Annotated in this window: 26 protein-coding genes; 12 read left to right on the top strand and 14 right to left on the bottom strand. The window is 59.0% G+C overall.

All coding sequences use genetic code 11. The annotated features are described in order from the left end of the window. Positions 1-155 precede the first annotated feature (155 nt). Positions 156-437 carry a MarR family transcriptional regulator gene (locus tag AD928_RS03895; protein WP_062248437.1) on the bottom strand — a complete coding sequence of 94 codons (282 nt, stop codon included), beginning with the start codon at positions 435-437 and terminating at the stop codon, positions 156-158. Between the two features lie 183 nt (positions 438-620). Here AD928_RS03895 and AD928_RS03890 point away from each other — a divergent pair, with 183 nt between their 5' ends. The 5 genes from AD928_RS03890 to AD928_RS03870 are packed head-to-tail and all read left to right on the top strand — an operon-like array spanning position 621 to position 5,983. Then, positions 621-1,547: an ROK family protein gene (locus tag AD928_RS03890; protein ID WP_062248436.1), complete on the top strand. Its 927-nt coding sequence runs from the start codon at positions 621-623 to the stop codon at positions 1,545-1,547. Continuing rightward, the gene (locus AD928_RS03885; protein WP_062248434.1) at positions 1,534-2,265 is read left to right on the top strand and encodes a copper homeostasis protein CutC; all 732 of its coding nucleotides are present in this window, start codon (positions 1,534-1,536) and stop codon (positions 2,263-2,265) included. The genes AD928_RS03890 and AD928_RS03885 overlap by 14 nt, the downstream gene beginning before the upstream one ends. Next, positions 2,262-3,749 (top strand): sodium:solute symporter, encoded by a 1,488-nt coding sequence (locus AD928_RS03880; RefSeq protein WP_062248432.1) that lies wholly within the window; start codon positions 2,262-2,264, stop codon positions 3,747-3,749. Before AD928_RS03885 ends, AD928_RS03880 begins: the two co-directional genes overlap by 4 nt. Next, a complete protein-coding gene (locus AD928_RS03875) occupies positions 3,746-5,050 on the top strand; it encodes an exo-beta-N-acetylmuramidase NamZ family protein (protein ID WP_062248430.1) in 1,305 nt (434 codons plus the stop codon). Before AD928_RS03880 ends, AD928_RS03875 begins: the two co-directional genes overlap by 4 nt. 18 nt (positions 5,051-5,068) lie before the next feature. After that, a complete protein-coding gene (locus AD928_RS03870) occupies positions 5,069-5,983 on the top strand; it encodes an N-acetylmuramic acid 6-phosphate etherase (RefSeq protein WP_062248428.1) in 915 nt (304 codons plus the stop codon). Positions 5,984-6,007: 24 nt separating this feature from the next. Here the strand turns inward: AD928_RS03870 and AD928_RS03865 are convergent, their stop codons facing one another. The 7 genes from AD928_RS03865 to AD928_RS03835 form a co-directional block, all read right to left on the bottom strand. Then, positions 6,008-6,463, bottom strand: coding sequence for a 23S rRNA (pseudouridine(1915)-N(3))-methyltransferase RlmH (locus AD928_RS03865; protein WP_061491445.1), 456 nt, complete (start codon positions 6,461-6,463; stop codon positions 6,008-6,010). Between the two features lie 86 nt (positions 6,464-6,549). After that, positions 6,550-7,002: a ribosome silencing factor gene (gene rsfS, locus AD928_RS03860; RefSeq protein WP_043550215.1), complete on the bottom strand. Its 453-nt coding sequence runs from the start codon at positions 7,000-7,002 to the stop codon at positions 6,550-6,552. Between the two features lie 89 nt (positions 7,003-7,091). Beyond that, complete coding sequence (locus tag AD928_RS03855) at positions 7,092-7,754, bottom strand: nicotinate-nucleotide adenylyltransferase (protein ID WP_062248426.1); 663 nt, start codon at positions 7,752-7,754, stop codon at positions 7,092-7,094. Between the two features lie 8 nt (positions 7,755-7,762). Then, a complete protein-coding gene (locus tag AD928_RS03850; protein WP_373320566.1) occupies positions 7,763-8,992 on the bottom strand; it encodes a glutamate-5-semialdehyde dehydrogenase in 1,230 nt (409 codons plus the stop codon). A gap of 124 nt (positions 8,993-9,116) precedes the next feature. Next, positions 9,117-10,211 (bottom strand): redox-regulated ATPase YchF, encoded by a 1,095-nt coding sequence (ychF, locus tag AD928_RS03845; protein WP_062248424.1) that lies wholly within the window; start codon positions 10,209-10,211, stop codon positions 9,117-9,119. Continuing rightward, positions 10,211-10,792, bottom strand: coding sequence for an aminoacyl-tRNA hydrolase (pth, locus tag AD928_RS03840; RefSeq protein WP_062248422.1), 582 nt, complete (start codon positions 10,790-10,792; stop codon positions 10,211-10,213). The genes ychF and pth overlap by 1 nt, the downstream gene beginning before the upstream one ends. An 84-nt stretch (positions 10,793-10,876) precedes the next feature. Further along, complete coding sequence (locus AD928_RS03835) at positions 10,877-11,500, bottom strand: 50S ribosomal protein L25/general stress protein Ctc (RefSeq protein WP_062141993.1); 624 nt, start codon at positions 11,498-11,500, stop codon at positions 10,877-10,879. Positions 11,501-11,696: 196 nt separating this feature from the next. Here AD928_RS03835 and AD928_RS03830 point away from each other — a divergent pair, with 196 nt between their 5' ends. From AD928_RS03830 to shc, 5 genes are all read left to right on the top strand, one after another. Next, positions 11,697-12,755, top strand: coding sequence for a threonine aldolase family protein (locus AD928_RS03830; RefSeq protein ID WP_373320564.1), 1,059 nt, complete (start codon positions 11,697-11,699; stop codon positions 12,753-12,755). A gap of 71 nt (positions 12,756-12,826) precedes the next feature. Further along, positions 12,827-14,623, top strand: coding sequence for an aspartate--tRNA ligase (aspS, locus tag AD928_RS03825; RefSeq protein ID WP_062248419.1), 1,797 nt, complete (start codon positions 12,827-12,829; stop codon positions 14,621-14,623). Positions 14,624-14,687: 64 nt separating this feature from the next. Continuing rightward, a complete protein-coding gene (locus tag AD928_RS03820) occupies positions 14,688-15,602 on the top strand; it encodes an EipB family protein (protein WP_082779722.1) in 915 nt (304 codons plus the stop codon). A 142-nt stretch (positions 15,603-15,744) separates the two neighbouring features. Next, a complete protein-coding gene (locus AD928_RS03815) occupies positions 15,745-16,311 on the top strand; it encodes a TetR/AcrR family transcriptional regulator (RefSeq protein WP_062248417.1) in 567 nt (188 codons plus the stop codon). Between the two features lie 43 nt (positions 16,312-16,354). Further along, a complete protein-coding gene (shc, locus tag AD928_RS03810; RefSeq protein WP_062248415.1) occupies positions 16,355-18,436 on the top strand; it encodes a squalene--hopene cyclase in 2,082 nt (693 codons plus the stop codon). Positions 18,437-18,511: 75 nt separating this feature from the next. Here the strand turns inward: shc and AD928_RS03805 are convergent, their stop codons facing one another. The 5 genes from AD928_RS03805 to AD928_RS15275 all read right to left on the bottom strand — a co-directional run bounded on the left by AD928_RS03805 (position 18,512) and on the right by AD928_RS15275 (position 21,488). Then, positions 18,512-19,063 (bottom strand): hypothetical protein, encoded by a 552-nt coding sequence (locus AD928_RS03805; RefSeq protein ID WP_062248413.1) that lies wholly within the window; start codon positions 19,061-19,063, stop codon positions 18,512-18,514. A gap of 22 nt (positions 19,064-19,085) precedes the next feature. Next, positions 19,086-20,363 (bottom strand): aminopeptidase, encoded by a 1,278-nt coding sequence (locus AD928_RS03800; RefSeq protein ID WP_062248411.1) that lies wholly within the window; start codon positions 20,361-20,363, stop codon positions 19,086-19,088. Further along, positions 20,360-20,503 carry a hypothetical protein gene (locus AD928_RS14730; RefSeq protein ID WP_156470085.1) on the bottom strand — a complete coding sequence of 48 codons (144 nt, stop codon included), beginning with the start codon at positions 20,501-20,503 and terminating at the stop codon, positions 20,360-20,362. Before AD928_RS14730 ends, AD928_RS03800 begins: the two co-directional genes overlap by 4 nt. 10 nt (positions 20,504-20,513) lie before the next feature. Continuing rightward, entirely contained in the window at positions 20,514-21,068 is a 555-nt protein-coding gene (locus tag AD928_RS03795) for a DUF1643 domain-containing protein (RefSeq protein ID WP_062248409.1), read from the bottom strand. 288 nt (positions 21,069-21,356) lie between these two features. Then, complete coding sequence (locus AD928_RS15275) at positions 21,357-21,488, bottom strand: hypothetical protein (protein WP_264820949.1); 132 nt, start codon at positions 21,486-21,488, stop codon at positions 21,357-21,359. A gap of 478 nt (positions 21,489-21,966) precedes the next feature. Between AD928_RS15275 and AD928_RS03790 the strand changes: the two genes are divergently transcribed. Further along, the gene (locus AD928_RS03790) at positions 21,967-22,902 is read left to right on the top strand and encodes a LysR substrate-binding domain-containing protein (RefSeq protein WP_062248407.1); all 936 of its coding nucleotides are present in this window, start codon (positions 21,967-21,969) and stop codon (positions 22,900-22,902) included. Between the two features lie 147 nt (positions 22,903-23,049). Further along, positions 23,050-24,336, top strand: coding sequence for a 4-aminobutyrate--2-oxoglutarate transaminase (gene gabT / locus AD928_RS03785; RefSeq protein WP_062248439.1), 1,287 nt, complete (start codon positions 23,050-23,052; stop codon positions 24,334-24,336). A gap of 107 nt (positions 24,337-24,443) precedes the next feature. On the opposite strand, the gene AD928_RS03780 is transcribed toward gabT, so the two are convergent. Continuing rightward, positions 24,444-24,814, bottom strand: a 371-nt coding sequence (locus tag AD928_RS03780) for an RcnB family protein (RefSeq protein ID WP_209436656.1), incomplete at its 5' end; no start/stop codon positions are given.

The following is a 24,814-nucleotide window of genomic DNA, read 5'->3' as shown; positions in this document are numbered from 1 at the left end:
AGTGCACAGACCACATAGCTTCCACCAACACTGCCTTCTCAGGCCGTGACACCCTCACTGCGTTCAGAACCCGCCGCCAGAAGCAGAATATCGTCAATATTCCAGATCGGGCTCCTGTGGGATGACTGAACTCTACAAAATGACCTGAAATTGCCTCAAGTGTGAGAAATCCGCGTCAGCACAACCACAGCCGGGTCATCCTGCAGGGAAATTCCTATGAACGATGCCGCATTGGCCCGCACAACCAGCGGCACAGAAGGGCGCCCCGCTCCATAAACAGGGTCCTGTTCACTCAGGATCTCCTGATCCAGCAGGTCACGAACCAGTGCCGAAATAGCCGCCTTACTCAGCCCGAGCTCTGCTGCAAGTTCGGTTCGGCTTTTTGCCCCGCTACGGCTGAGAACGCTGAGAATCTGATAATGGCCTGAAGACAGCATGGTCTGCCCTTTACCTGCAAAAACGAGCGGAAAGATAATTTATGACATGAAACAAGTCCCGCAAACAGGTGGAATGTTATTTACAAACTCCTTTTGAAACATTAACCCGGAAGACTATAGGCTTAACGGGGCGCTCTCTTTGCGCATCGTGTTCTCCAGCGCGTTACAATCACGGATGTCCTTATGCTTCTTTGTGCAGACATCGGCGGATCGTTTATCGATTTTGCTCTCGTCCATCCTGATGGCAGACTGGAACAGCGCCACGCCGTGCCAACGCCGACTGACGATGCCGAGACCTTCATTACCGCTCTGCAAACACTCTGCGCGCCTTATCCGGGCGTGCCGCTGCATATCGCCATTGCCGGCGTGGAAAACCCGGAAACCGGCCATGTGCACGCCGCCAATATTCCCGGCATTTGCACCATACCGCTTAGAGAACAACTCAGCCTGCGCACCCATCGCGCCGTTCGGATCGGGAATGATGCAGACTGTTTCGCTCTGGCCGAAGCACGCTTTGGCGCAGCCAAAGGACACCGTAATGTATTCGGTCTTATTCTGGGCACCGGCATTGGGGGCGGGTTTGTGCTTGACGGGCAGATTGTGCCAGGGCTGGGCGGCATAACCGGAGAGCTTGGCCATGCGCCAGTTGTTATTGCGCCGCCACTCATGAAAGACCCGGATGAGATCCGCGCAACCGTGCCACTGTTCCCCTGTGGATCTGGCCAGTCAGGCTGCCTGGATACCATTGCCGGGGCCCGCTCTCTTGAACGCCTGCATCTCTGGGCTGGCGGCCAGGATGAAACAAGCCATACCATTCTCAACCTTTGGGAAATGGGTGATGTGCAGGCCACAAAAACCATGTCCGTCTGGATGACCTATACCAGTGCGGCACTGGCCCATATCCTTAACGTGATTGGCAGCACAGTTGTCCCTGTTGCGGGTGGGCTGAGTAACTCCACTTTGCTTGTTCAGACGCTGGACCGCGCAGTGCGGGACCGTATCCTCTCCCCTACCACTCAGCCCCTCCTCCGGCGTGCCATTCTTGGAAAAGATGCCGGAATTCTTGGTGCTGCCTGCCTTGGGCCGGAGCTTTGTTATGATCCGTGTTGAAATCTGCATAGAAACACCGCAAGGCATTGAAGCCGCCCACTCAGCCGGAGCGGACAGACTGGAACTCTGCGCGTCGCTGGATGTCGGTGGCCTGACCCCCAGCATGGGCCTGATGCAGCATGCCGCCCAGCGCCCTCTGCCTGCCCTCGCCATGATCCGCCCACGGGCCGGGACATTCATTTTTGACGCAGATGAAGCCGTCGTCATGCGGGATGATATCCGTGCGGCCCGCCAGGCCGGTCTGGCGGGCGTTGTTCTGGGCGCACTGCGGCCAGACCGGCATCTGGATCATGAACTGCTTCTGCGCCTGTCCGACGCATGCGGAGACATGGAGCGCACGCTGCACCGTGCCTTTGATCTGACGCAAGATCCTTATGCTGAGCTGGAATTTGCAATTTCCGCAGGCTTTACACGTATTCTGACATCCGGCCAGAAGCCCTCAGCACCGGAAGGTGCCGACTGTCTCGCCCGTTTGCAGCAGCAGGCGCGGGGCCGGATTATCATTCTGGCAGGAAGCGGCGTGAAGGCGGACAATGTCGCCCCCCTGATAAGCCAGACGGGTGTTACGGAAGTGCATGCTTCGTGCCGCAAACCTGCTGTTCCTATCGCAGAGGATGCGGCCTTTGGTTTTGGCTCGCAACCAGTTTTAACGGACCCGGATGCCATTCGCGCCCTGATTGCCGCAACACGGCAGACTGAACGGAGCCGCCCCGTATGAACTTGCTCGACCTGACTGTCATGCTGGCCTATCTGGCAGGGATGCCTCTGCTGGCCGTCATGCTGTCCGGTCGGCAATCCTCCACCACCGCTTATCTGGAAGGTGGGCATGATCTGCCATGGTGGGCGCTCTGCTTGTCCATGGTGGCGACAGAAACCTCCACTCTAACGGTCATCAGCGTGCCCGGTGTCGCGTTTGGGAATGGGATGGTGTTTGTCGGGCTGGCGCTGGGCTATTTGTTGGGCCGGGCGATTGTGGCGTGGAAATTTCTCCCACTTTACTGCTCGGGCCGCATGCTGAGCGCGTATGACTATCTGGGCCAGCGCTTTGGTTCCCGCATGCAGCGTGTGGCCTCCGCCACCTTTCTGGGCACACGCGTTCTGGCGGAAGCCGTCCGGTTGTTTGCCGGCATGCTACCCCTGACGGCCATGCTTGCTGCCACGCATATGGCAGTGCCGCATCTGGTGCTTCTGACAGGTGTTGTTGGCATCACACTGTTTTATACTTTGTGCGGCGGCCTGCGCGCTGTGGTGTGGTCAGACGCCATTCAGTTCTGCCTGTATCTGGGGGGCTCGGCTATTTGTGCGGCCCTGCTGATGCACGGCCTGCCAGCAGGCAGCTTCAGCGCCTTGCAGCATGCCGGAAAATTCGCCCTGTTTTCCCATGCCAGTTCCCCTTTCAGCAGCGCCTTTACCCCTATTGCCGCCATTGGGGGCGGGACGCTGATGACTCTGGCTTCCCACGGCACAGACCAGTTGATGGTGCAACGTGTGCTGGCAGCCCGCAGCTTGAAAGAAGCCCGCATGGCTCTGATGGGCAGCGCGGTTGGGGTCACGGCTCTGTTCTTTTTGCTGTCTGGGGTTGGTATTTTGCTGTGGCTGTATCATGGTCAGGTGCCGTTACAGGCAACCGGCCTGTCTTCACCAGACGCCATTTTTCCTGACTACATTGTGCACGGATTGCCTGCTGGCCTGCGCGGCCTGATGGTTGCGGCCATTCTGGCGGCTACCATGGGGTCCCTCTCCTCCACCCTGTCTGCCATGACCGCCGCCACTGTAGGGGATTTTTCTTCTCTCTGTGCCTGGCTGGGCCGAAAGCTTTCCCTGAGCCAGCTGGGGCTGGCACGTGCCTTTACGGTATTCTGGAGCGTCATTCTTGTTGGCTGCTCCTTGCTGTTTGCGCAGGGGAGCCAGTCTGCTGTGCTGCTGGGATTCTCCATCGCAGCTTGCGGCTACGGCCCCATGCTGGGCACGTTTCTGGCTGGCATGGCGATCCCTTCTGCCCGTGCGACGGAACTGATCCCGGCCTTCTGCCTGACCGTGCCGCTCGTGCTGCTGGCCATGGTCAGCCTGCATCCGGGTGGCCACCCTCTGGCCTTTCCCTGGCTGATTCTGACAGGCATTTGTCTGCTGTTTTTCTTTGCGGTCAGCCTGCGTCTGGCACGCAGTCTCCTGCCCCATTTTGCACGGAAACCTGACGCATGACCCAACTGCCCCGTCGCACTCTGGCTCGCCAAAGCGGCAAGGCCCTGCTTGGGCTTGGTGGTGCCCTGCTTGCCACCCGCATTCCGGCGCAGGCCGCCACGCCGCAAGCTGTCACGTCGTGCCAGAAGCCGCCAGCAGGCCGTGTTAAAATTGGGTTTGAGAAACTGCGAGACGGAGGCTACGCGCCGCTTCTGGGCCACAAGGTGGGTGTGATTGCCAATGTAGCCAGCGTGGATAGCAACCTCACATCTATTGTGGATTGTCTGCATCAGGCTCCTTCCGTGCAGTTACAGGCCATTTTTGGGCCGGAGCATGGGTTTCGGGGTTCCATGCGGGAACGCTTTTCAGAACCGGAAATGCAGGACCCGGATACAGGCTGCACGGTGTATGATATTTACACAAAAACCGGAGACGCTCTGAAAAGTATTCTGAAAAAATCAGGCATTACACTTCTCATTTTTGATATTCAAGATACCGGGTCCCGCTTCTACACCTATATCTGGACCCTGTTTGATTGCATGATGGCCTGCGCAGAGCTTGGACTACCCCTGCTGGTGCTGGACCGCCCCAATCCCATTTCCGGGCTGGACGCATCCGGCCCGGTTCTGGACCCACGGCTGGCGTCTTTTGTAGGCCGTGCGCCCATTGCCCTGCGCCACGGTATGACGGTTGCGGAACTGGCACGTCTGTTCAACGCTGTGTTTGTGAAGAAGCAAACGGGACAGAAAGCCCCTCTCGACATCATCCCGATGGACGGCTGGCAGCGGGACATGTTTTTTGAAGACACCGGCCTGACATGGTGCCCGCCCAGCCCCAACATGCCCACCCCATTAACGGCATTGGTCTATCCCGGAATATGCCTGTTTGAAGGCACCAGTTTTTCGGTAGGACGAGGCACCACCATGCCTTTTCTCTACCTAGGGAGTGCCGCCGTAGACGGTCGGGCCTGGACAGAGACTGCTACAAAATCCGGATGTGCAGGCACGGCCTTTCGGGATGTATGGTTCACGTCCCTTGTTGATCCGTTTAAAAACACGCTGCTCCACGGGCTGCACTGCGCAGTGACGGACCGTGCCAGCTTTGACCCGATTGCCACCGGCATGACGCTGCTCGGCACGGGACGTCATCTGGCCGGACCATCTTTCTGGCGAGGCACAGGAAAAACCTTTGACCAGCTCAGCGGAAATACGCAAATCCGCACCCTGCTGGATAAGAGGGCAGAAGCTCCTGCTCTGGCAGCACTGTGGGAGAAAGATCTCGCATCTTTCCGCGCCCTGCGCCAGACATTCCTTTTGTATTAATCACAGGATTTTTATTACATGACCCAGCAGGTTCCATCTTCCGCCGGTGTTCCGGCCAAAACCGAAACATATGATTCCCGGTATGAAGCGCTGGACCTCTGGCCGACCGGCACGCTGCTGGACGCCCTGCTGGAAAGCCAGCTTGGGGCCGTGGCCTCCGTCAAAGCCGCACTTCCCGGTATGGAAGAGGCCATTACGGCGGCCCTGCCCCGCCTGCAGCGTGGCGGACGGTTGTTTTACGTGGGTGCCGGCACGTCTGGCCGCATTGGCTTGCAGGACGGTGTGGAACTCATCCCGACCTATGGCTGGCCGGAAGACCGTCTGGTTCTGCTGCTGGCAGGCGGCGATGCGGCCCTGTTCCAGCCGGTAGAAGGGGCTGAGGATGATGAAGAGGCCGCCCGCACCGCCATCATAACGCATGAGGCTGGCCCGAATGACGTGGTGATTGGCGTCGCCGCCAGTGGTGGCACGCCTTACACCTGTGCGGCGCTGACCTGTGCGCGTGCTGCTGGCAGCCTGACTATTGGTCTGTCGTGCAGTCCGAACACCCGCCTCCTGCGTGATGCGGAACTGGGCCTGCTGATTGAAACCGGGCCGGAAGTGGTCGCCGGTTCCACCCGCATGAAGGCTGGGACCGCGCAGAAAGTGGCGCTCAACATGCTCTCCACTGCGCTGATGATCCGGCTTGGCCATACATGGCGTGGGCAGATGGTTGATATGAAGATCGTCAACGCCAAGCTCGTGCGCCGTGCTCACCGCATGGTGCAGCAGTTGACGGACTGCACGGAAGCCGAAGCAAAAGACGCTCTGGAAAAAGCCGAAGGCAGCATCAAGCTTGCCGTTCTGGTCTGTTTTGGCTTTGCCCCGGACGAAGGTCGTGCTCTTTTAAAACAACATGCAGGCAATCTGCGGACTGTGCTGAAAAACCGCTAAACGACGCTTTGGGCTAGCCGCTTTTTAAGGTCGCCCGGCCCGATGGTACGGGTGACCGGCGGCAATCGCCTGTGCGCGGTAAATCTGCTCAACCAGCATGATCCGCACGAGCATATGCGGCCATGTGAGTGTGCCAAAGGTGAGTTTGGCGTCGGCCCGCTGGATGACGGATGCATCCAGCCCCTCCGCGCCCCCAATTACAAAGCAGAGCGGGCGTCCGAGAGCGGACCAGTCCGCAATGGCTGCGGAAAACGCCAGACTATCAAAGGCGCGTCCGGCTTCATCCAGCGCCACCAGAAAAGCCTGATCCGGACAGGCCGCCAGAATGGCCTGAGCTTCCCGCCGCTTGATTTCATCCGGGCTGCCGCGACCATCGGCCAGCTCTACAATATCAAGCTTGGGGCGAAGGCGTTTAAGATAGCGTGCAACAAGCGCCTGTTCAGATTTGTCCTTCATGCGCCCGACAGCAATCAGCTTCATCCCGCACTTTCCCCTGATGTAAAAAAATTGGGGAAGCAAAGCTGCTTCCCCATTGCATAAGCGCAAATCTTAAACCTGATTAGGAATCAGACAGGCGTCACAGCCTCTTCATTCCCGTCATCAAGCTCAGCGCCCCACATTTTTTCCAGACCGTAGAGCTCACGCGCTTCCGGTTTGAAGATGTGGACCACGATATCGCCCGTATCCAGCAGCACCCAGTCGGACCCGTTTGCGCCTTCAACCAGAACGCGCTTGATGCCGATATCTTTCAGCTTGCGCTCGATATGCTGGGCCATGGCGGAAATCTGACGGTCCGCCACACCGGTGGCAATGACCATGCGGTCTGCAAAAGAAGCACGGCCTGTCAGATCGATAACAACGATGTTCTCGCCTTTATCATCTTCCAGGCTGCTGACGATGATGTCGAGCGACTGTGCGATGATATCCGGAGAGGCGGCCTCACGCTTGACCTTACCCTTAGGCCCGGCTGCGGCGGCTTTTTTACGGACAGACCCCGTGACCTTGGCGGCCCCGGCCAGAGCCGGCTTGGCGGATGCTGTCTTTTTGGTGGCGGCCGTAGAGGACCTGCTGCGCGCAGATGCTTCGGCGGGTGGCTTGCTGGTTATGATCATTCTCCTGAATTTAACGTATTGGGCACGGTGGCATGGCCCGCACCATCCCCAAAGCCGCCCCGCTGACGAATTGATGTTGCAGATATACCGTTTTGTCGCCCCGGAAGAAAAGTCCATACTGGGGGGGAAAGATCGGGCAGCAGACGTGCCTGCCGCGAGGGCAGGCGATAATGCGCCAGATAATGCGCCGCAGCCCCCCGTAAAGCCTGCATATTCTGCCCCGGTCGGGGCATGACAGCTACAGGCACACGATGCAGCAGACGCTTCCAGCCTTTCCATTTTGGCAGGGTGACAAAGCCATCCGCCCCGGTCAGCCAGACAAAATGCACGTTTGGGAAGCGTATTTGCAGCTTACCCAGCGTATCAAACGTGTAGCGCGTGCCGAGTCGGGCCTCGATATCCGTGGCAATCAGCCTGCGCCCATCGGCCAGAGTCGCCGCTGAGGCCAGCCGTCTGGCAAAAGGGGCCATTCCCGCCGCAGGCTTGAGCGGATTGCCCGGTGAGACCATGAGCCAGACCTGATCCAGCCCCAGCGCCCCCAACGCACGGCGCGCAATGGTCTGATGCCCCAGATGCGCGGGATTGAAAGACCCACCCAGCAGACCAATCCGCGCAAAGCGACGGTCTCCCCAGGTGGGAATCGTGTCCCGGCAGACCATGCCGGGTTTCAGGTCCGCACCTGCCCTGTGCCGATCACCTCGTAACGGAAGGTCGTCAGTTGCTCCACGCCCACTGGCCCGCGGGCATGGAAGCGGCCTGTCGCAATGCCGATTTCAGCACCAAAGCCGAACTCGCCACCATCACAGAACTGGGTGGAAGCATTCCACATCACCACCGCACTATCCGTCCCATTCAGGAAACGGGTTGCGACGGCTTCATCAGACGTGACGATCGCTTCTGTATGGGAGGAGCCATATTTCTGAATATGGTCCAGTGCTTCATCCACACCATCCACCACGGCGATGTTCAGCACGGCATCCAGCCATTCCGTGGAAAAATCCTGCTCTGTCGCGGCAGGCAGATCCGGCATAATCGCCCGGGCTTCTGCATCTGCATGGAAGGTGCAGCCGAACTCCGCCAGATCACTTACAATCAAGGGCAGCAGAGAGGACGCAATCGCGGCATCAATCAGCAGCGTTTCCGTCGCGCCACAAATGCCCACACGCCGCATTTTGGCATTCAGCACAATACGGCGGGCCATGCTCGGATCCGCAGCAGAATGCACATAGGTGTGGCAGAGGCCATCCGCATGAGCCAGAACCGGCACACGCGCTTCCCGCTGCACACGTTCCACCAGAGAACGGCCACCGCGCGGAATAAGGAGATCCACCAGCCCCGCGGCCCCCAGCATATCCGCCACATGCACACGGTCTGCATCCGGGGCGATCAGCACGGCGTCTTCCGGCAGGTCAGCCGCACGCAGGCCAGCCTGAATCGCAGCATGAATCGCCCGCGCACTGTGCAGACTTTCCGACCCACCACGCAGCAGCACGGCATTGCCGGACTTGATGCACAGGCCAGCAGCATCCGCACCCACATTGGGGCGGCTTTCATAAATCACGCCAATCACGCCAACCGGTGTTGCTACACGGCGGAAGCGCAGGCCGTTGGGACGCGTCCATTCTTCCAGAATTCGGCCAACAGGGTCCGGCAGGTCCGCCATTTCCTCAAGCCCAACCGCCATAGCTTCCACCCGCTCGGGGGTAAGGGTCAGGCGGTCACGGAACGCATCGCGCGCCGTAGAAGCTTCCAGATCCTTCGCGTTGGCGTCCAGAATAGCCGGACTGGCCTCACGAATAGCGGCAGCAGCAGCCCACAAGGCCCGGTCCCGCGCGGAGGAAGGAGTTTGTGCCAGAGTGCGGGACGCCAGTCTGGCCCGACGCGCCAGGGCTACCATTGGGCCTGGCACAGCCCCGGAAACCGTCTGCTGTGCCACACCCTGTTGCCCGTCTTCCTGCGCCTTCATGATGGCGTCCTTCATCCCCGTTTCTCTGTTGTCCAAACGCTCTGTGCGGTCTCGCTCAGACGTTAAAGCGGAACAGCAGGACGTCACCGTCCTTCACCACGTAATCCCGCCCTTCAATCCGCAGGCGACCGGCTTCTTTCGCACCGGCCTCACCCCCGAACTGAATGTAATCATCATAGGCTACTGTTTCACATGCAATGAAGCCGCGTTCAAAATCATTGTGAATTACGGCAGCGGCCTGCGGTGCCTTGGTGCCTTCAGTAATGGTCCAGGCACGGGTTTCCTTCGGCCCCACCGTAAAGTAGGTGCGCAGGCCCAGCAGGCCGTAACCTGCTGCAATCACACGGTCCAGACCGCTATCGCTCAGGCCTAGACCTTCCAGAAACTCGCGGCGTTCTTCATCCGCCAGCTGGCTGACTTCGGCTTCAATCGCGGCGGAAACAATCACCACGGCAGCGCCTTCTTCTGCCGCCTTGGCCTGCACTTTTTTGGAGAAATCATTCCCGGTGGCTGCGGAGTCTTCATCCACATTGCACACATACAGAACCGGCTTGGTGGTCATCAGCTGCAGGCGACGCACAGCTTCTTCCGCGCCGGCCGGAATGGCGGTGCGAGCCGGACGACCTTCCTTGAGCGCTTCGATCAGCGGTTCGACCACCTCAACCTGAGCCATGGCTTCGGCATCACGGTTCTTGGCGCGTTTTTGCAGGGCGGGCAGACGCTTTTCCAGCGAATCCAGATCCGCCAGCATCAGTTCCGTTTCGATGATTTCCGCATCACGCACGGGGTCCACGCCCCCTTCAACATGCGTAATGTCATCATCTTCAAAGCAACGCAGCACGTGGATAATGGCATCCACTTCACGGATATTGGCCAGAAACTGGTTGCCCAGCCCTTCCCCGCGGGACGCGCCCCGCACAAGGCCGGCAATATCCACGAATTCCAGACTGGTGGGCACTTCTTTCTGGGATTTACCAACCGTTGCAAGCTTTTCCAGCCGGGGGTCCGGCACGGCCACGCGGCCCACGTTGGGCTCAATGGTGCAGAACGGATAGTTAGCCGCCTGCGCTGTGGCTGTTGCTGTCAGCGCATTGAACAGGGTGGACTTGCCCACATTGGGAAGACCGACAATACCGCAATTAAACCCCATCAGCCTTTACTCCCATCTGCCAACGCAACCTGCGTCATGAATTGATCCGACCGGCCTTCAGCCAGCAGAGGCGCTGCATCTGCCATTTTATCCAGCAGAGGCTCCAGCCAGGTCTGTCGGTCCGTGTCTGTAAAATTTCCAAGCACCCAGCCATGCACGCGCTCCTTGGCACCGGGGTGTCCGATACCAATCCGCACACGCCAGTAGTCCGGAGTGCCAAGCATCTTGTCCATGGAACGCAGGCCGTTATGCCCTGCAGCCCCGCCACCGCGCTTGACCCGCACCTTACCCGGCGCAAGATCCAGCTCGTCATGAAAAGCGGTAATATGGTCGGGCGTAATCTTATAAAACGCCGCGGCTTCCTGTACACTTGTTCCGGAAAGATTCATGTACGTCATGGGGCGCAGCAGCAGCACGCGATGCGTGCCAATCCGGCCTTCCGAAACGAGTCCCTTAAAACGGGTCCGCCATGGAGAAAATCCGTAGCGGCTGGCAATGGCGTCCACTGCCATGAAACCGACATTGTGCCTGTGTCGGCTCATCGAAGACTCGGGATTACCGAGTCCGGCCCAGAGCAACATCACTGGTCCTGCATCTTGGTGAGTTGGGGGCACGTGCTGTGCACATGCCCCCATCCTCTAATTTTCAGAACGTCAGTCTGGCGTTCAGGCAGAAGGAGCTTCTGCTGCTTCGCCTTCTTCAGCTTCGTCAGCTGCATCAACGCTCGGTGCGGCGATCGTGGCGATCACGAAGTTGGGGATATGCACCAGCGGGGTCACGTTTTCCGTGCCCTTCAGGTCTTCCCAACGCACGTTGTCGTTGATGTCCAGTTCGGACAGGTCAACCGTGAAGAATTCAGGGATGTGTTCTGCATCCGCTTCAACTTCAACCGTGTGACGCACGATGTTCAGAACGCCGCCGCGCTTGATGCCCGGAGCTTTTTCTTCACCAGAGAAGTGAACGGAGACTTCAACGGTCACTTTCTGACCAGCTGCCAGACGCATGAAGTCGATATGTTCCGGAGAGTCTTTCACCGGGTGCAGCTGGATGTCACGAATCAGGGCGCGTTCGGTGCCACCACCGGCAACCTTGATTTCGTAAACGCGTGAGCGCCAGCCGGAAGCCTGAATCCCTTTAACAACAATGCGGGGATCAAGAGCGATCAGAGTCGGTTCTTTTTTACCGCCATAAATCACGCCCGGTACCAGACCAGCACGTCTCGTTGCACGCGCTGCCCCCTTACCAGCCTTCGCGCGCGCCGAAACTTCGATAGATGTAATCTTGGACACGTTGAATTCTCCTAAAAACCAAAACATGCAGGCCTCCAGGGGTGCCTGCACGGTGCGGTCGCCATACCGGAAAGGGGTGAGAAAAGCAATGCTCCCGACCATTGGGGGGCAGAAAACCCCGCAATAAGGCTATGACGGACAGAGCCGGAGGCGGTATAGAAGCCCCTCCCCGCGCCCGCCAACCCGGACCATGCCGATGTCAGACACGCCGCAGCAATTTGCCAGTGACAATTATGCGGGCATCTGCCCGGAAGCACTGGAAGCCATCACCCGCGCTTCCTCTACCGTCTCCGCCCCCGCCTATGGGGATGATGCCTGGACCCGTCTGGCGGCCGACGCCATCTGCACCCTGTTCGGCACGCAGGCCTCGGTCTTTTTTGTTCTGACGGGCACGGCAGCCAATGCGCTGGCGCTGGCCACGCTCTGCCCGCCGTATTGCAGCGTGATTGCGTCTGACATTGCTCATATCGAAACATCGGAACGCGGTGCGCCGGAGTTCTTTTCCGGCGGCAGCAAGCTGCTCACACCCCCCTGCCCGGATGGCAAGCTGACGCCAGACGCCATCCGCCTGTGCCGTCGCAAGGCCAGCAGCCCCCATGCCTCGGAACCTGCTGTGGTCAGCATCACGCAGCCGACGGAAAACGGTCTGCTTTACACGCTGGAAGAAATCCGTGCGCTGGCCGAAGTCTGCAAGGAATGTGGGCTAAAACTGCATATGGACGGGGCCCGGTTCGCCAACGCTGTCGCAGCACTAGGCTGCACACCAGCCGCCATGACGTGGGAAGCAGGCGTGGATGCGCTGAGCTTTGGTGGCACCAAGAACGGTCTGGCTGTGGGCGATGCCGTGGTGTTTTTTGACCGCTCTCTGGCCCGCGGCTTTGCCGAACGCGCCAAACAGGCCGGGCAACTGGCCTCCAAGATGCGGTTCATCACCGCCCCCTGGCTGAGCATGATCAAAAGCGGCGCGTGGCTGCGCAATGCGGAGCATGCCAATGCCAGCGCCCGCCAGTTCGCACAGGCCATTGAGACTATTCCCGGCGTGCAGCTGGCCTGGCCCGCGCAGTCCAATGCCGTGTTTCTGCTGATGCCCGAGCAGGCCATGAACAGCCTGCGCGCCAGAGGCTGGCGATTCCATACCTTCTTTGGCGCGGCGGCCCGCTTTCTGTTTGCATGGGATGCGCAAAATGCCGCCATTGAGGCGCTTGCAGCCGATATCCGCGCCTGCATGACACGGCATCCCACGTCTTTTCCTTGACATCTGCGCGGCTCCCCGGCTTCCTCCCGCGCAGTTATAGAAACACAGGCCCTCAATTTCAGGACGAGAGAATGCACCCTTACCGTACCCATAGCTGTTCGGCTCTTCGCGCACAGGATGCCGGCACCACAGCGCGCCTGTCCGGCTGGGTCCACAGCAAACGGGACCACGGCGGCCTGCTGTTTATCGACCTGCGCGACGAAACCGGCATCACCCAGATTGTGATCCCGGCGGGTGACCCGGCCATGGAGCTGGCTGAAAACACCCGTGTTGAAAGCGTGATTACGGTCACGGGTGAGGTGGTCCGCCGTGAGGAAGCCACCCGCAATCCGGATCTGGCCACCGGCGATATTGAAGTGCGCGCCCGTGAGTTTGTGGTGCAGTCTTCCGCCGCTGTTCTGCCCCTGCAGGTCGCTGGCCATGAAAACTATCCGGAAGACCTCCGCCTGCGCTATCGCTATATCGACCTGCGCCGCGAGAGCGTGCACCACAACATGCTGCTGCGCGCCCGCGTGATCCAGAGCATGCGCAAACGGATGACGGATCTGAACTTCATTGAGCTTCAGACCCCCATCCTGACTGCATCCTCCCCGGAAGGCGCACGCGACTTCCTCGTTCCGGCCCGCATGCACCCCGGCAAGTTCTACGCCCTGCCGCAGGCCCCGCAGCAGTTCAAACAGCTGGCCATGGTTGCCGGGTTTGACCGCTACTTCCAGATTGCCCCCTGCTTCCGTGATGAAGCCTCCCGCGCCGATCGCTCTCCGGGTGAGTTCTACCAGCTCGATTTCGAGATGGCCTTCGCCACGCAGGATGAAGTGTTCGCGACACTGGAAGACGTGATGTCCGGCCTGTTTACCGAGTTCGGGAATGGCCGGACCGTCAGTCAGGCCCCGTTTGAACGGATCCCCTACGCACGCGCCATGAAGGTCTATGGCTCCGACAAGCCGGACCTGCGGAACCCGCTGCTGATTTCTGATGTGACGGAAGAATTCGCTGGCTCCGGCTTTGGTCTGTTTGCCCGCATTGCGGCAGGTGGCGGCGAAATTCGCGCCATTCCGGCCCCCGGTGCTGGGGACAAGCCGCGCGCGTTCTTTGACAAACTGAATAACTGGGCCCGCGAGTCCGGTGCTGGCGGTCTGGGCTACATCATTTTTGAGGCAGAAGGCGGCAAAGGCCCGATTGCCAAGAATCTGGAAGCGGACCGCGTTGAAGCCATTCGCACCAAGCTGGGCCTGAACGCGGGTGATGCCGTGTTCTTTGCCGCTGGCAAAGGTGATGAAGTGGCCAAATTCTCCGGTCTGGTCCGCACCCGCATTGCGGAAGAGCTGGACCTGATTGAGAAGAACGCCTTCCGCTTCTGCTGGATTACCGACTTCCCGATGTATGAAATGAACGAGGAAACGGGACGCATCGACTTCTCGCACAACCCGTTCTCCATGCCGCAGGGTGGTCTGGAAGCGCTGAACACCAAGGACCCGCTGGAAATCAACGCTTACCAGTATGACATTGTGTGTAACGGCATTGAGCTCTCATCCGGTGCAATCCGTAACCATCTGCCAGAAGTGATGATCCGCGCCTTCGAGATTGCCGGTTATCCGGAAAGCGAAGTGGAGGCCCGGTTTGGCGGCATGCTGAACGCCTTCCGTTACGGTGCGCCGCCGCATGGTGGGTCTGCTCCGGGTGTGGACCGTATTGTCATGCTGCTGGCGGATGAGCCGAACATTCGTGAAGTCATCCTGTTCCCGCTCAACCAGCAGGGCGAAGACCTGATGATGGGCGCTCCGGCCACCGTACCGCCGGAACGGCTGAAAGAGCTTTCTCTGGCTCTGGACCTGCCCAAGCCGAAACCGACCGTTAAAAAAGACTGACGCACGTCAGATGCCGCATCCGGGGTGGTTGCGCTCCCACCCCGGATGCTCTTTTCTCGCAGGCATGACTGCATTCCTCCGCCGCCATGCCCGTCGGGCGTTCAGCCACATTAGCCCGACACCCCGACCAGACGGGGCCCGCCCCTTCCGGGGTTATCTGGCCTCGGCGTTTCTTTTAAGCGCCCTGCCCTCCGCCTGCCTTGCCGCAGCACACCCTGCTTCCCCCACACCGGCATCCGCCCCAACACCCGCCACCAGCGCACTGGTTGGCCAGCGGGCGCTCTATGACCTCAGTCTGGCGGAATCCGGCGGCAACACGCTCTCCGCCACGGGCAGCATGACCTATGTGGTGCGCGATACCTGCTCGGCATGGTCCACCCAGCAACATCTGGACATTCAAAGCGCGACCCGAAACGGGGGAGCCGTCAATATGGTGTCCGATTACACCACGCTGGAAAGTAAGGATGGGAGGCATCTGGTGTTTCGCACTGTGCAGAAATCCAATGACGCCGTGCTGCAGGTTGTCAGCGGAGAAGCCAATGTCGATGCGCAGGGGCACGGCGTGGTGCAGTATGACAAGCCGATCAAGAAAACGCTAAAGCTGCCGGAGGGCACGCTGTTCCCCATGGCGCACACCGCCGCCATTCTTGCCGCAGCCCAGCGTGGCGCACCGAACATTGCCCCCTTGCTGTTTGACGGCACCGGCCCCGATGGCGCGCAGGAGACATACATCACGCTTCTGGGCTGGGGAACGCCGAAAGACCCGGTCACGTCTCCCGCTCTGGCCAATCAGGCTGCCGGGCGCGTGCATGTGGCGTTCTTCAGCCGCACACCGGACAGCATCTTGCCAGACTACGAGATTGGCATGCGCTATTTTGCAAATGGCGTTTCCGACATGCTGGATATGGATTTTGGCGATTTCCGCATGCGCGGCACCCTCCATAGTTTGACCCTTCCGCCGCGCGCCGCCCACTGCTGACGCCGCGCCCCCTTCGTAAAGCGCGGAAGCACCGCACCACAGGGCCACGCAACGGGCATGGCTGTATGCCCAAAACAGGCTTGTAAGGGAAAAACATCTCGTTTAATTCCGATTGGACGGAAACAACGAGCAAGAGAAGGTTATGGCACGCCCCAGAACCATCAACCGGGAACGGGTCATGGAGTGTGCGGAGCAGCTAGTCCAGAGAGACGGCGCAATTGCCCTCACACTCGACGCGGTCGCCCGGGAGGCCGGAATTACCAAAGGCGGGTTGCAATACTGTTTTGGCAGTAAGGACGACCTGATTACGGCCCTGATTGACCGCTGGATTACAGCTTTCGATTCAGAAGTGCAGAAACACACGCCGCCGGACGCCAGTCCTGCTGATAAGGCACGGGCATATGTTCAGGCCTGTGGCCAGCTTGATGATGCAACCCGCACCCGGATTGCCGGCACGCTTATCACCCTTCTGCAATCTCCAGATCATCTCAAAAAAATACGAGACTGGTATGCCAGCTGGCTGACGAACGATGTCTGCCATTCTGATGAAGCACGGCAGATCCGCACAATGATTTTTGCGGCAGAAGGTGCTTTTTTTCTCCGCAGCTTTGGTTTTATCACCATGCCAGACGCAGAGTGGCATGCGGCCTTTGCGGATATTCAAAAACTGATGTTGCCGAAAGAGGCAGCCAGACCATCAAAAACCTGAATCGTCCAGACAAGATCTTCTATTTTTTGTAGGTGTTTATAGAATGAATATGCCACTATTCAAAAGTATGGGAAACAGCCTGACCCATACTGTCTCTTCCGCCTGTGAGTGGTTGATCAGCCAGCAAAAGCCCGATGGCCACTGGGTTGGGCCAGTTGGGTCCAATGCCTCCATGGAGGCAGAATGGTGTCTGGCACTGTGGTTTCTTGGTCTGGACGACCATCCGCTGCGCCCGCGTCTGGGCAATGCGCTGCTGCAAACGCAGCGGGACGATGGCGCATGGGGGATTTATCTGGGCGCAGGCAACGGGGACATCAACGCGACGGTTGAAGCCTATGCGGCCTTACGCTCACTCGGCTATGCGGAAGACCATCCCGCTCTGCACAAGGCCAGCACATGGATTGCGCAAAAAGGCGGCCTGAGAAACATCCGCGTTTTCACGCGCTACTGGCTGGCGCTCATCGGGGAATGGCCGTGGGAGAAAACCCCCAACCTACCGCCGGAAATTATCTGGTTCCCCAATAAGTTTGTTTTCTCCATCTATAATTTTGCGCAGTGGGCGCGTGCCACACTGGTTCCGCTGGCCGTGATATCCGCGCGCCGCCCCAGCCGCCCCCTGCGCCCGCAGGACCGCCTGAATGCGCTCTTCCCTGAAGGGCGTGCGAATTTTGACTATACGCTCCCCAAGAAGGAAGGTCGGGATCTCTGGTCAGATTTCTTCCGCACGACAGATAAAGGCCTGCACTGGCTCCAGTCCAAATTTCTCAAGCGCAATACAATACGTGAAGCCGCCATCCGCCATATGCTGGAATGGATCATTCGCCATCAGGATGCGGATGGGGGCTGGGGCGGTATTCAGCCACCGTGGGTCTATGGCCTGATGGCTCTGCATGGAGAAGGGTTTCAGTTCCATCACCCCGTCATGGCCAAGGCGCTTGATGCGCTGAATGATCCCGGCTGGCGTCATGATAAAGGCGATGCCTCCTGGATTCAGGCCACCAACAGCCCGGTCTGGGATACCATGCTGGCCATTATGGCTCTGCATGACGCCAAAGCCGAAGAACGCTTCACACCGCAGATGGACAAAGCTCTGGGCTGGCTGCTGGACCGGCAGGTCCGCGTGAAGGGCGACTGGTCCATCAAACTGCCCAATGTGGAACCGGGCGGCTGGGCCTTTGAATATGCCAATGACTTCTACCCGGATACGGACGATACCGCCGTCGCGCTGATCGCCCTCTCCTCCTGCCGCCACAGGCCGGAATGGAAAGAACGCGGCGTTGAAGAGGCCATTGCGCGGGCCGTACGGTGGCTGGTCGGCATGCAGAGCTCCTGCGGCGGCTGGGGGGCTTTTGATAAAGACAATAACAAGACCCTTCTTTCCAAAATCCCGTTCTGTGATTTTGGGGAAGCGCTTGACCCGCCCTCTGTGGATGTAACGGCACATATTCTGGAAGCCTTCGGGATTCTTGGCCTCCCGCGTGACCTGCCGTGCATTCAACGCGCACTGGCGTATGTCCGGGCTGAACAGGACCCGCAGGGGCCGTGGTTTGGCCGCTGGGGCGTGAACTACGTCTATGGCACCGGGGCTGTTCTGCCTGCTCTGGCTGCCATTGGGGAGGACATGACGCAGCCCTACATCACCAAAGCCTGTGACTGGCTGGTCGCCTACCAGCAGGAAGATGGAGGCTGGGGTGAAAGCTGTGCGTCCTATATGGAGGTTTCCTCCATTGGACGCGGTAAAACCACACCGTCTCAGACAGCGTGGGCACTGATGGGGCTGATTGCCGCGGGCCGCCCGCAGGATTATGCCGCGATTGAAAAAGGCTGCCGCTATCTGATTGACCGGCAGGAGCCGGATGGAAGCTGGACGGAAGAAGAATATACCGGCACCGGCTTCCCCGGATACGGCGTTGGTCAGACCATCAAGCTGGATGATCCGGCTTTGTCAAAACGTCTGCTTCAGGGCGCAGAACTCTCAAGAGCGTTCATGCTGCGGTATGACCTGTACCGGCAGTTTTTCCCCATCATGGCGCTTAGTCGGGCAAGCCGCCTGATAACGCCAAACGTCACCACGGAAAAGGCGATTAACGCTGCCAAAAAAAATCTGGCAGAAGCCGTCGCTTAAACTTCCTTCCAACAAAAACGAGCAGCATTTTTACAATGCTGCCCGCTTGCAAAGAGAGAATGATCGTTCCGCGTCTTACTGCGCAGCTGGCTGATGCTCCGCCCGCAAAACAGTAATCAGCTCCTGCATTTCCTGCGGATTGCTCTTCAGAATTGCAACATTGGCCGCCTCCGGTGTCGGGACACCACCCGTCGCCTGCCCCGGCGGCACATTCATCAGGCTGCCGGTCAGACCCACACAGGTCAGGCTCATAACAAATTCGCGTGCCGTGAAACCGTTGGTTTTCAAAATCGGTTCCAGACCCGGCACTTTTCCGACCATAGCAATTTGCTCTTCCAGGGACATGCCAAACCGCCCCGGCGGCTGAATATGCGCAGCCTGAATGGATTTAAGCGTAGACGTCAGACGCGGCACCACATTGGACGCCAGTTTGTAGTGCAGAGCAGTCGTCATATCCCGCTGCAAAGTGGTGATCTGCTCCGGGGTCAGGTTGGGGCGGGCAGCCGGTGCGCCCTGCGTCTGGGCGGGTGCCTGAGCCGGCGCTGCGGTCTGCGCCAGAGCAGGCTGAGCCAGCACGCTTCCTGCCATCAGAACTGCGGCCAGAGCGGCCTTCTTCATTCCATGCATAAAAAGACAATCCTTCTTCATATCAGGCTGAAATAGCCCATTCACCTTTGCGCATCAGGGGCACGGCGGTCCCGTTTGCATCAATGCCATCGACGTCAATTTCACCAGAGCCGATCATCCAGTCGATATGGATCATGCTGCTATTGGCGCCACGCGCGGCCAGAGCGGCTTCATCCTGCCCGGCCGTATCCAGCATGCATTTGGTGTAAGCCTGGCCCAGTGCGATGTGGCTGGCGGCGTTTTCATCAAACAGCGTGTTCTGGAACAGGATTCCACTCTGCGAGATGGGCGAGGAATGCGGCACGAGGGCCACTTCACCCAGCCGGCGCGCACCTTCATCCGTATCCAGCACGCGGGCCAGAACCTCTTCCCCTTTTGCGGCATGCATCTCGACAATCTTGCCGCCTTCAAACCGCACGCGGATTTCATCAATCAGCGTGCCCTGATGAGAAAGCGGCTTGGTGCTGGATACATACCCGTCCACCTTCAGGCGGTGCGGAGTGGTGAAGACTTCTTCCGTCGGGATATTCGGGTTGCAGATAATGCCATTGCCTGCTTTTTCAGACCCGCCAGCCCAGTCGTGCCCATCGGCCAGACCCACCATCAGGTCCGTCCCCGGTCCGGTAAAATGCAGTGCGGCGTAACGGGCGTCGTTCAGAAACTTAGCGCGACGATGCAGGTTGGCGTTATGCTCCGCCCAGTCGGCTACCGGGTCAGCCCCCGTCAGACGAGAGGCTGCAAAAATAGCCTGCCACAGACGCGCGACAGCCTGATCTTCCGGCAGATCAGGAAACACCACTTTGGCCCATGCGGGCGTGGCGGTTGCGACGATGTTCCAGTTCACATCAAAATTGGTGATGATCTCCATGGCGGGTCGGTTCACACGGGAAGCTGCCCGGCTGGCGCGGGAAATATGCTCCGGGTTCTGCCCTGCCAGAAGGGCCGGGTTACTCCCGGTAATAGCCAGACGCGCGGCCCCGGCACGGAAACCCTCCGTCATGCCGCGCGCCATCCAGTCGGCTGCAGTGTCAAACGTGTCCTCATGCCCAAAGCGGTAGCGGGCCAGAGTGGTTTCTTCATCCGCGTAAAAGGTGGTGACGAGCGACGCCCCGGCCTTATAAGCGTGTTCTGTCACGCGCCGCACCAGCGGCACGGCATCCAGCGGCGCGGTGATAATCACCTGCTGCCCTGGTGCTACATTCAGGCCGGTGCGTACAGCCACTTCTCCCAGCCGGTCCAGCATGCGGGCCTGCGTGTTCTCTTCCGGTGCGGCGTTCTGCGCCTGTGACGAACCAGTCATTCCAATCCTTCCCCTACAGGAGCGAGGCATGCGTCCCCGCCATATTCCCGGCCCTGCCGCAGGGACTGTGCTGCGGCCTGACCCTGTTCCTGCTGATCGGATACTGAAGGCGTGCTTTCGTCAACCGTCTGAGCCGCCACGCAACCCTGATCAGGACGCAGGCAGCAGCACAGGCTTGAGAGCAGATGGCAGATAAAGCGGGTGACAGGGGCGGCCATTAACCCCCACTTTCATGGCATACACAGGAATGCCGTGCAGCTGGAGCGTGTGCACAACGGCAGGGCCACGGTCGCGCAGGGCCTTGTGCTGGGGAGAGCCATAGGCGGCGATCACCAGATCCGCCTCGCGCGCCATTTCCAGAAGAGCGGCATCATTCTCTGGCCCGACCGGATCCGGCGTTTCCAGCAGGCGCTTCTGGTCGGTGCAGCGATAGGCAAAGGTATTGCCCACCAGAATGCCGCCGTACCCCCATGCGCGGGCATAGCGCTGGCATTTGGCCACGGTGCGGTCATCCCCCACTTCCGTCGCAACGGAAGGGTTCATCATCAGCCACATCACGACAGGGCGTGACGCATCCCACACACGTTTAAGCGTGTAACGATAGCACTGGTCCGGGCCGCCATAGGTTGCGGTGCTGACAACATCGTCAGACAAACCAAGCGGGCGGGAATTCCCGACATGATGCGCGTTAAAAAGATCCTGCATGTGCAGCCCCGAACAGTGATGAACAACACGCCTTAATCAAAAGACGGATCACCCGGTTTTAAACAGAAACATCTGTCAGGGAAGATGGAGCCGCACGGTAAGTCAGCATAAAGGGGGAAAAGGCTGCACGAAGCAGCAAGGTCGGGCTCTGCTCTGGCAGGCGGCCCGCCCCGGACTGACGTCATTCCTCAGGAATGACGGTCCGGACACCTGCGTTCGCCTTAATGATGTGGCACAACGCCACAGCAGGCTGACACAGGGAAAACAGACTGAAACGCGTAAAAACGCTCAGGCTGTGCGGTCAGAAAACGCGGTAGCCAGCATCAGCATGGCAACAATCGGCAGGAAGGCGAGCATCGGAGCCATCGGGGCAACCTGCATGGCGGCGGACATGGCATCATTAACAACATGAATAAGCATTATTTATTTTCCTCTGGATTTATCGTGTGGACGGCTAAAACCACACCTCGCCTCCTTCCCGCAACAGGAAAATAAAAGCACCCAGATATTCAGAAAATGCAGAGTTAATCAGTCTGCTTCATACCTAATCTTCCAGTAATCACTCCTAAAAAACACTGTATTTTATCAGCATATCCCGATAATATTTGTAGTATAAAAAACGGGCAGTCGTGATACGGAGAGGCGTCCTATCCGAAGGAATGGATCACTTTCAGAGCATTTGATTAAATTTCAGGCATAACGATTTCGTGATAAAAATTTGGCAGTTTTCCGGGATTTTTGCTCTTTTTTCGCAAAAAAATTTGCCTTTCCTCTTTCCTTACCCTGCTCACCCTCAGGAAAAACGGGGAGTCGCGCCGCATTGTGGTCCGCGCCGTATCCCTTGCGTACAACCCATTTTGCGCCCAAGTAGCAGGCTCAACAGTTGTCTTGCGCCCCTATGGACCAGCGATACCGCATCCCCCCTCTGGCTGCCCTGAATGCCTTTGCCGCCTTTGCCCGCACCGGGGGCATTCGGCGTGCCGCTGCGGAACTGCGCGTGGATCACGCTGCCATTAGCCGACATGTGCGCGACCTTGAGCAAATGCTCGGCACGCCGCTCCGCAATCGCACCACAGGCGGCCTCACACCAGCAGGGCAGACTTATTATAGCCAGATCCTTCCTCATCTGGAGGGGTTGGTTCGCGCAACCGCAGAAATCCGGCAGCAGACACCCAGCCTGACCGTGACCTGCGTGCACGGCTTTGCATATCACTGGCTGCTTCCACGCCTTGCTGCCTTTCGCCGGACTTATCCGGGGATCGATTTTATGCTGCGGCCGATTGATGCGAACACGGCCTTCCACGCCACCGGCATTGCGGCCGAGACCCATGCAGACATTTGCTATGTACGGGATACCGCCGCAGCCCTCACCCTGCGCGGCCTGTGCAGCGTGGACATTGCGCGGCCTCCCGTTTTTCCGGTGATCTCCCCGGCAGGGTTGGCCGCACTTGGCGGGCAGCCGGAAACCGTGGCGGATCTGCTCCACGCCCCTCTGCTGCAGGAAGAAGATGATGCAGAATGGCGTTTGTGGTTTCAGACCCAGCATGTGCCGACCAAAACCATTCCCAGCGCAGGCCGCCTCTGGCAGGCCCATATTACGCTGGCTGCCGCCCGTGCGGGGGAAGGCATTGCCCTGAGCAACCCGTTCCTGCTGGGGGATGATCTGGAAACAGGGCGCCTGATCCGCATCCAGCCCACCCGAACGCCCATCCAAAACACGCCCCTCGGCTCCTACGTGCTGCGGACCACAGACAGAGGCTGGGAAAACCGGGGCCTGAGCCTTTTTCGGGACTGGCTGCTGGAGCAAATCTCACGAGAGCGACTAGCCTCCTGATATACCTAAGAGGGGTGGTGACCATTCATCACCATGCACGCAAGAAAAAATCGCCTCCCGCGCAGCCTGAAAACCACTTACGACATTGAAACAATTCTGTTCGGGCAACCGCTTCCGCACAGCCTTCTTTTTCAGGAGCCAGACGGCATGAGCATAACAAACAAGGACCTTCTGACCCGCCGGGCCAATGCCGTGCCCCGTGGCGTGGCCTCCTCCACTTCCATTTTTGCAGACCGTGCCGAAAATGCGGAACTGTGGGACGTGGAAGGCCGCCGTTATATTGATTTTGGCGGCGGCATTGCAGTGCTGAATGTCGGACACCGTCACCCGAAGGTTATGGCCGCCGTCAAAGCTCAGCTTGAACGCTTCACGCATACGGCTTTTCAGGTTTCTCCCTACGAGGCCTATATTGAGCTTGCTGAAAAACTGAACGAACGCGCCCCGTTCTCCGGCCCGGCCAAGACCATTTTCTTCTCCACGGGTGGGGAAGCAACAGAAAACGCCGTAAAAATTGCCCGTGCCGCAACGGGGCGGAATGGCGTCATTGCATTTTGTGGCGGCTTTCATGGCCGCACCCTGCTGGCCTCTGCCATGACGGGAAAAGTGCTGCCTTACAAGGCTCCTTTCGGAACGCTTCCCGGTCAGGTCTATCACATTCCCTTCCCCGACAGCGATGTGAGCGTGGAAGACAGCCTGAAAATGCTGCACTTCCTGTTTGCGGCTGATATTGCCCCTACGCAGGTCGCGGCCATTATTATTGAACCTGTGCAGGGTGAAGGCGGATTCCGTGTCGCTCCGACGGCTTTGCTGAAAGAACTGCGCCGCCTGTGCGATGAACACGGCATCAAACTGATTGCTGATGAAGTGCAGAGTGGCTTTGCCCGTACCGGTAAGATGTTCGGCATTGAACATTCCGGCGTTGAGCCGGATCTGGTCTCGGTTGCAAAATCTCTTGGTGGTGGCCTGCCAATTTCCGGCGTAATTGGCCGTGCAGACCTGATGGATGCAGTCCCGCCCGGCGGCCTTGGTGGCACGTACGCAGGCGCACCACTGGCCTGTGCCGCCGCACTTGCCGTGCTGGACGTGATTGAAGAAGAAAAGCTTCTGGACCGCGCCAATGCCATGGGTGAGCGCCTGCGCACCCGTATTGAAAGCTGGCACAAGCGCTCCGACCTCCTGCCCGTCAGCATGCCACGTGGTCTGGGGGCAATGGTGGCGTTTGATATTCTGGAAACCCATGGGAGCACCGAACAGCGGGCGGGTGCCGCTGGCAAACTCTGCGCTCAGGCCTGTGAAAAAGGGCTGATCCTGCTGGCGTGTGGCGTGAAAGGGGCGACCATCCGTATCCTGACCCCTCTGACCGCCTCTGATGCCCTGCTCGATGAAGGTCTGGACCTGATCGAACAGACGCTGGCAGACGCAGCCAAAGCCTAACGTCGGACAGATCCGTACAGGTTACAAAAAAAGGGGATGCGCCAGACCTGGCTGCATCCCCTTTTTTATTGATATCCAAATGGCGTTTTTTCAGAAAAGCCTTTGAATTAGTAAGGGCTGCCATAGTTGCCGGTCGGATAGCCCTGCGTTGCCGGGTAACCCGGTGCAACAGGCACCATCGGAGTTGCGGGAACAACGGGAACAGCCGGTGTGACCGCCGTCATGCCTGCATTTACAACACCAGCGATAATGCCCGTGGTGAGCGCTGTCAGAAGGAACTGGTTGCCGTAACGCATCCACTGATACCCACTGGGCGGAGCCCACAGACCCGGCTGACGCCGCCAGTCATTCACCATCCAGCGGGATTCACGCGGGCCATCATAGCGTTCGCCACGCGTCCAGCGGCGGTTCATATCGTAAGCCTGCTGCGGGCCACCACGGCCTTTGCCCATGTTATACCAACCATTGTTTGGCCTGA

Origin of the sequence: Acetobacter cerevisiae (assembly GCF_001580535.1) — a bacterium.
Classification (GTDB): domain Bacteria; phylum Pseudomonadota; class Alphaproteobacteria; order Acetobacterales; family Acetobacteraceae; genus Acetobacter; species Acetobacter cerevisiae.
The sequence above is the reverse complement of the archived record's forward strand: the minus strand, read 5'-3'. Positions and strand labels throughout refer to the sequence as shown.

Coding starts and splice junctions, on each gene's coding strand:
- pth (WP_062248422.1), bottom strand. CDS start 10,792: ATGTTGCTCTGGGCCGGACTCGGTAATCCCGAGTCTTCGATGAGCCGA.
- shc (WP_062248415.1), top strand. CDS start 16,355: ATGAATATGCCACTATTCAAAAGTATGGGAAACAGCCTGACCCATACT.
- aspS (WP_062248419.1), top strand. CDS start 12,827: ATGCACCCTTACCGTACCCATAGCTGTTCGGCTCTTCGCGCACAGGAT.
- gabT (WP_062248439.1), top strand. CDS start 23,050: ATGAGCATAACAAACAAGGACCTTCTGACCCGCCGGGCCAATGCCGTG.
- AD928_RS15275 (WP_264820949.1), bottom strand. CDS start 21,488: ATGCTTATTCATGTTGTTAATGATGCCATGTCCGCCGCCATGCAGGTT.
- AD928_RS03865 (WP_061491445.1), bottom strand. CDS start 6,463: ATGAAGCTGATTGCTGTCGGGCGCATGAAGGACAAATCTGAACAGGCG.
- AD928_RS03790 (WP_062248407.1), top strand. CDS start 21,967: ATGGACCAGCGATACCGCATCCCCCCTCTGGCTGCCCTGAATGCCTTT.
- AD928_RS03895 (WP_062248437.1), bottom strand. CDS start 437: ATGCTGTCTTCAGGCCATTATCAGATTCTCAGCGTTCTCAGCCGTAGC.
- ychF (WP_062248424.1), bottom strand. CDS start 10,211: ATGGGGTTTAATTGCGGTATTGTCGGTCTTCCCAATGTGGGCAAGTCC.
- AD928_RS03875 (WP_062248430.1), top strand. CDS start 3,746: ATGACCCAACTGCCCCGTCGCACTCTGGCTCGCCAAAGCGGCAAGGCC.
- AD928_RS03800 (WP_062248411.1), bottom strand. CDS start 20,363: ATGACTGGTTCGTCACAGGCGCAGAACGCCGCACCGGAAGAGAACACG.
- AD928_RS03885 (WP_062248434.1), top strand. CDS start 1,534: ATGATCCGTGTTGAAATCTGCATAGAAACACCGCAAGGCATTGAAGCC.
- AD928_RS03820 (WP_082779722.1), top strand. CDS start 14,688: ATGACTGCATTCCTCCGCCGCCATGCCCGTCGGGCGTTCAGCCACATT.
- AD928_RS03815 (WP_062248417.1), top strand. CDS start 15,745: ATGGCACGCCCCAGAACCATCAACCGGGAACGGGTCATGGAGTGTGCG.
- AD928_RS03880 (WP_062248432.1), top strand. CDS start 2,262: ATGAACTTGCTCGACCTGACTGTCATGCTGGCCTATCTGGCAGGGATG.
- AD928_RS03830 (WP_373320564.1), top strand. CDS start 11,697: ATGTCAGACACGCCGCAGCAATTTGCCAGTGACAATTATGCGGGCATC.
- AD928_RS03805 (WP_062248413.1), bottom strand. CDS start 19,063: ATGCATGGAATGAAGAAGGCCGCTCTGGCCGCAGTTCTGATGGCAGGA.
- AD928_RS03890 (WP_062248436.1), top strand. CDS start 621: ATGCTTCTTTGTGCAGACATCGGCGGATCGTTTATCGATTTTGCTCTC.
- AD928_RS03855 (WP_062248426.1), bottom strand. CDS start 7,754: ATGGTCTGCCGGGACACGATTCCCACCTGGGGAGACCGTCGCTTTGCG.
- AD928_RS03850 (WP_373320566.1), bottom strand. CDS start 8,992: ATGGTAGCCCTGGCGCGTCGGGCCAGACTGGCGTCCCGCACTCTGGCA.
- AD928_RS03870 (WP_062248428.1), top strand. CDS start 5,069: ATGACCCAGCAGGTTCCATCTTCCGCCGGTGTTCCGGCCAAAACCGAA.
- AD928_RS03795 (WP_062248409.1), bottom strand. CDS start 21,068: ATGCAGGATCTTTTTAACGCGCATCATGTCGGGAATTCCCGCCCGCTT.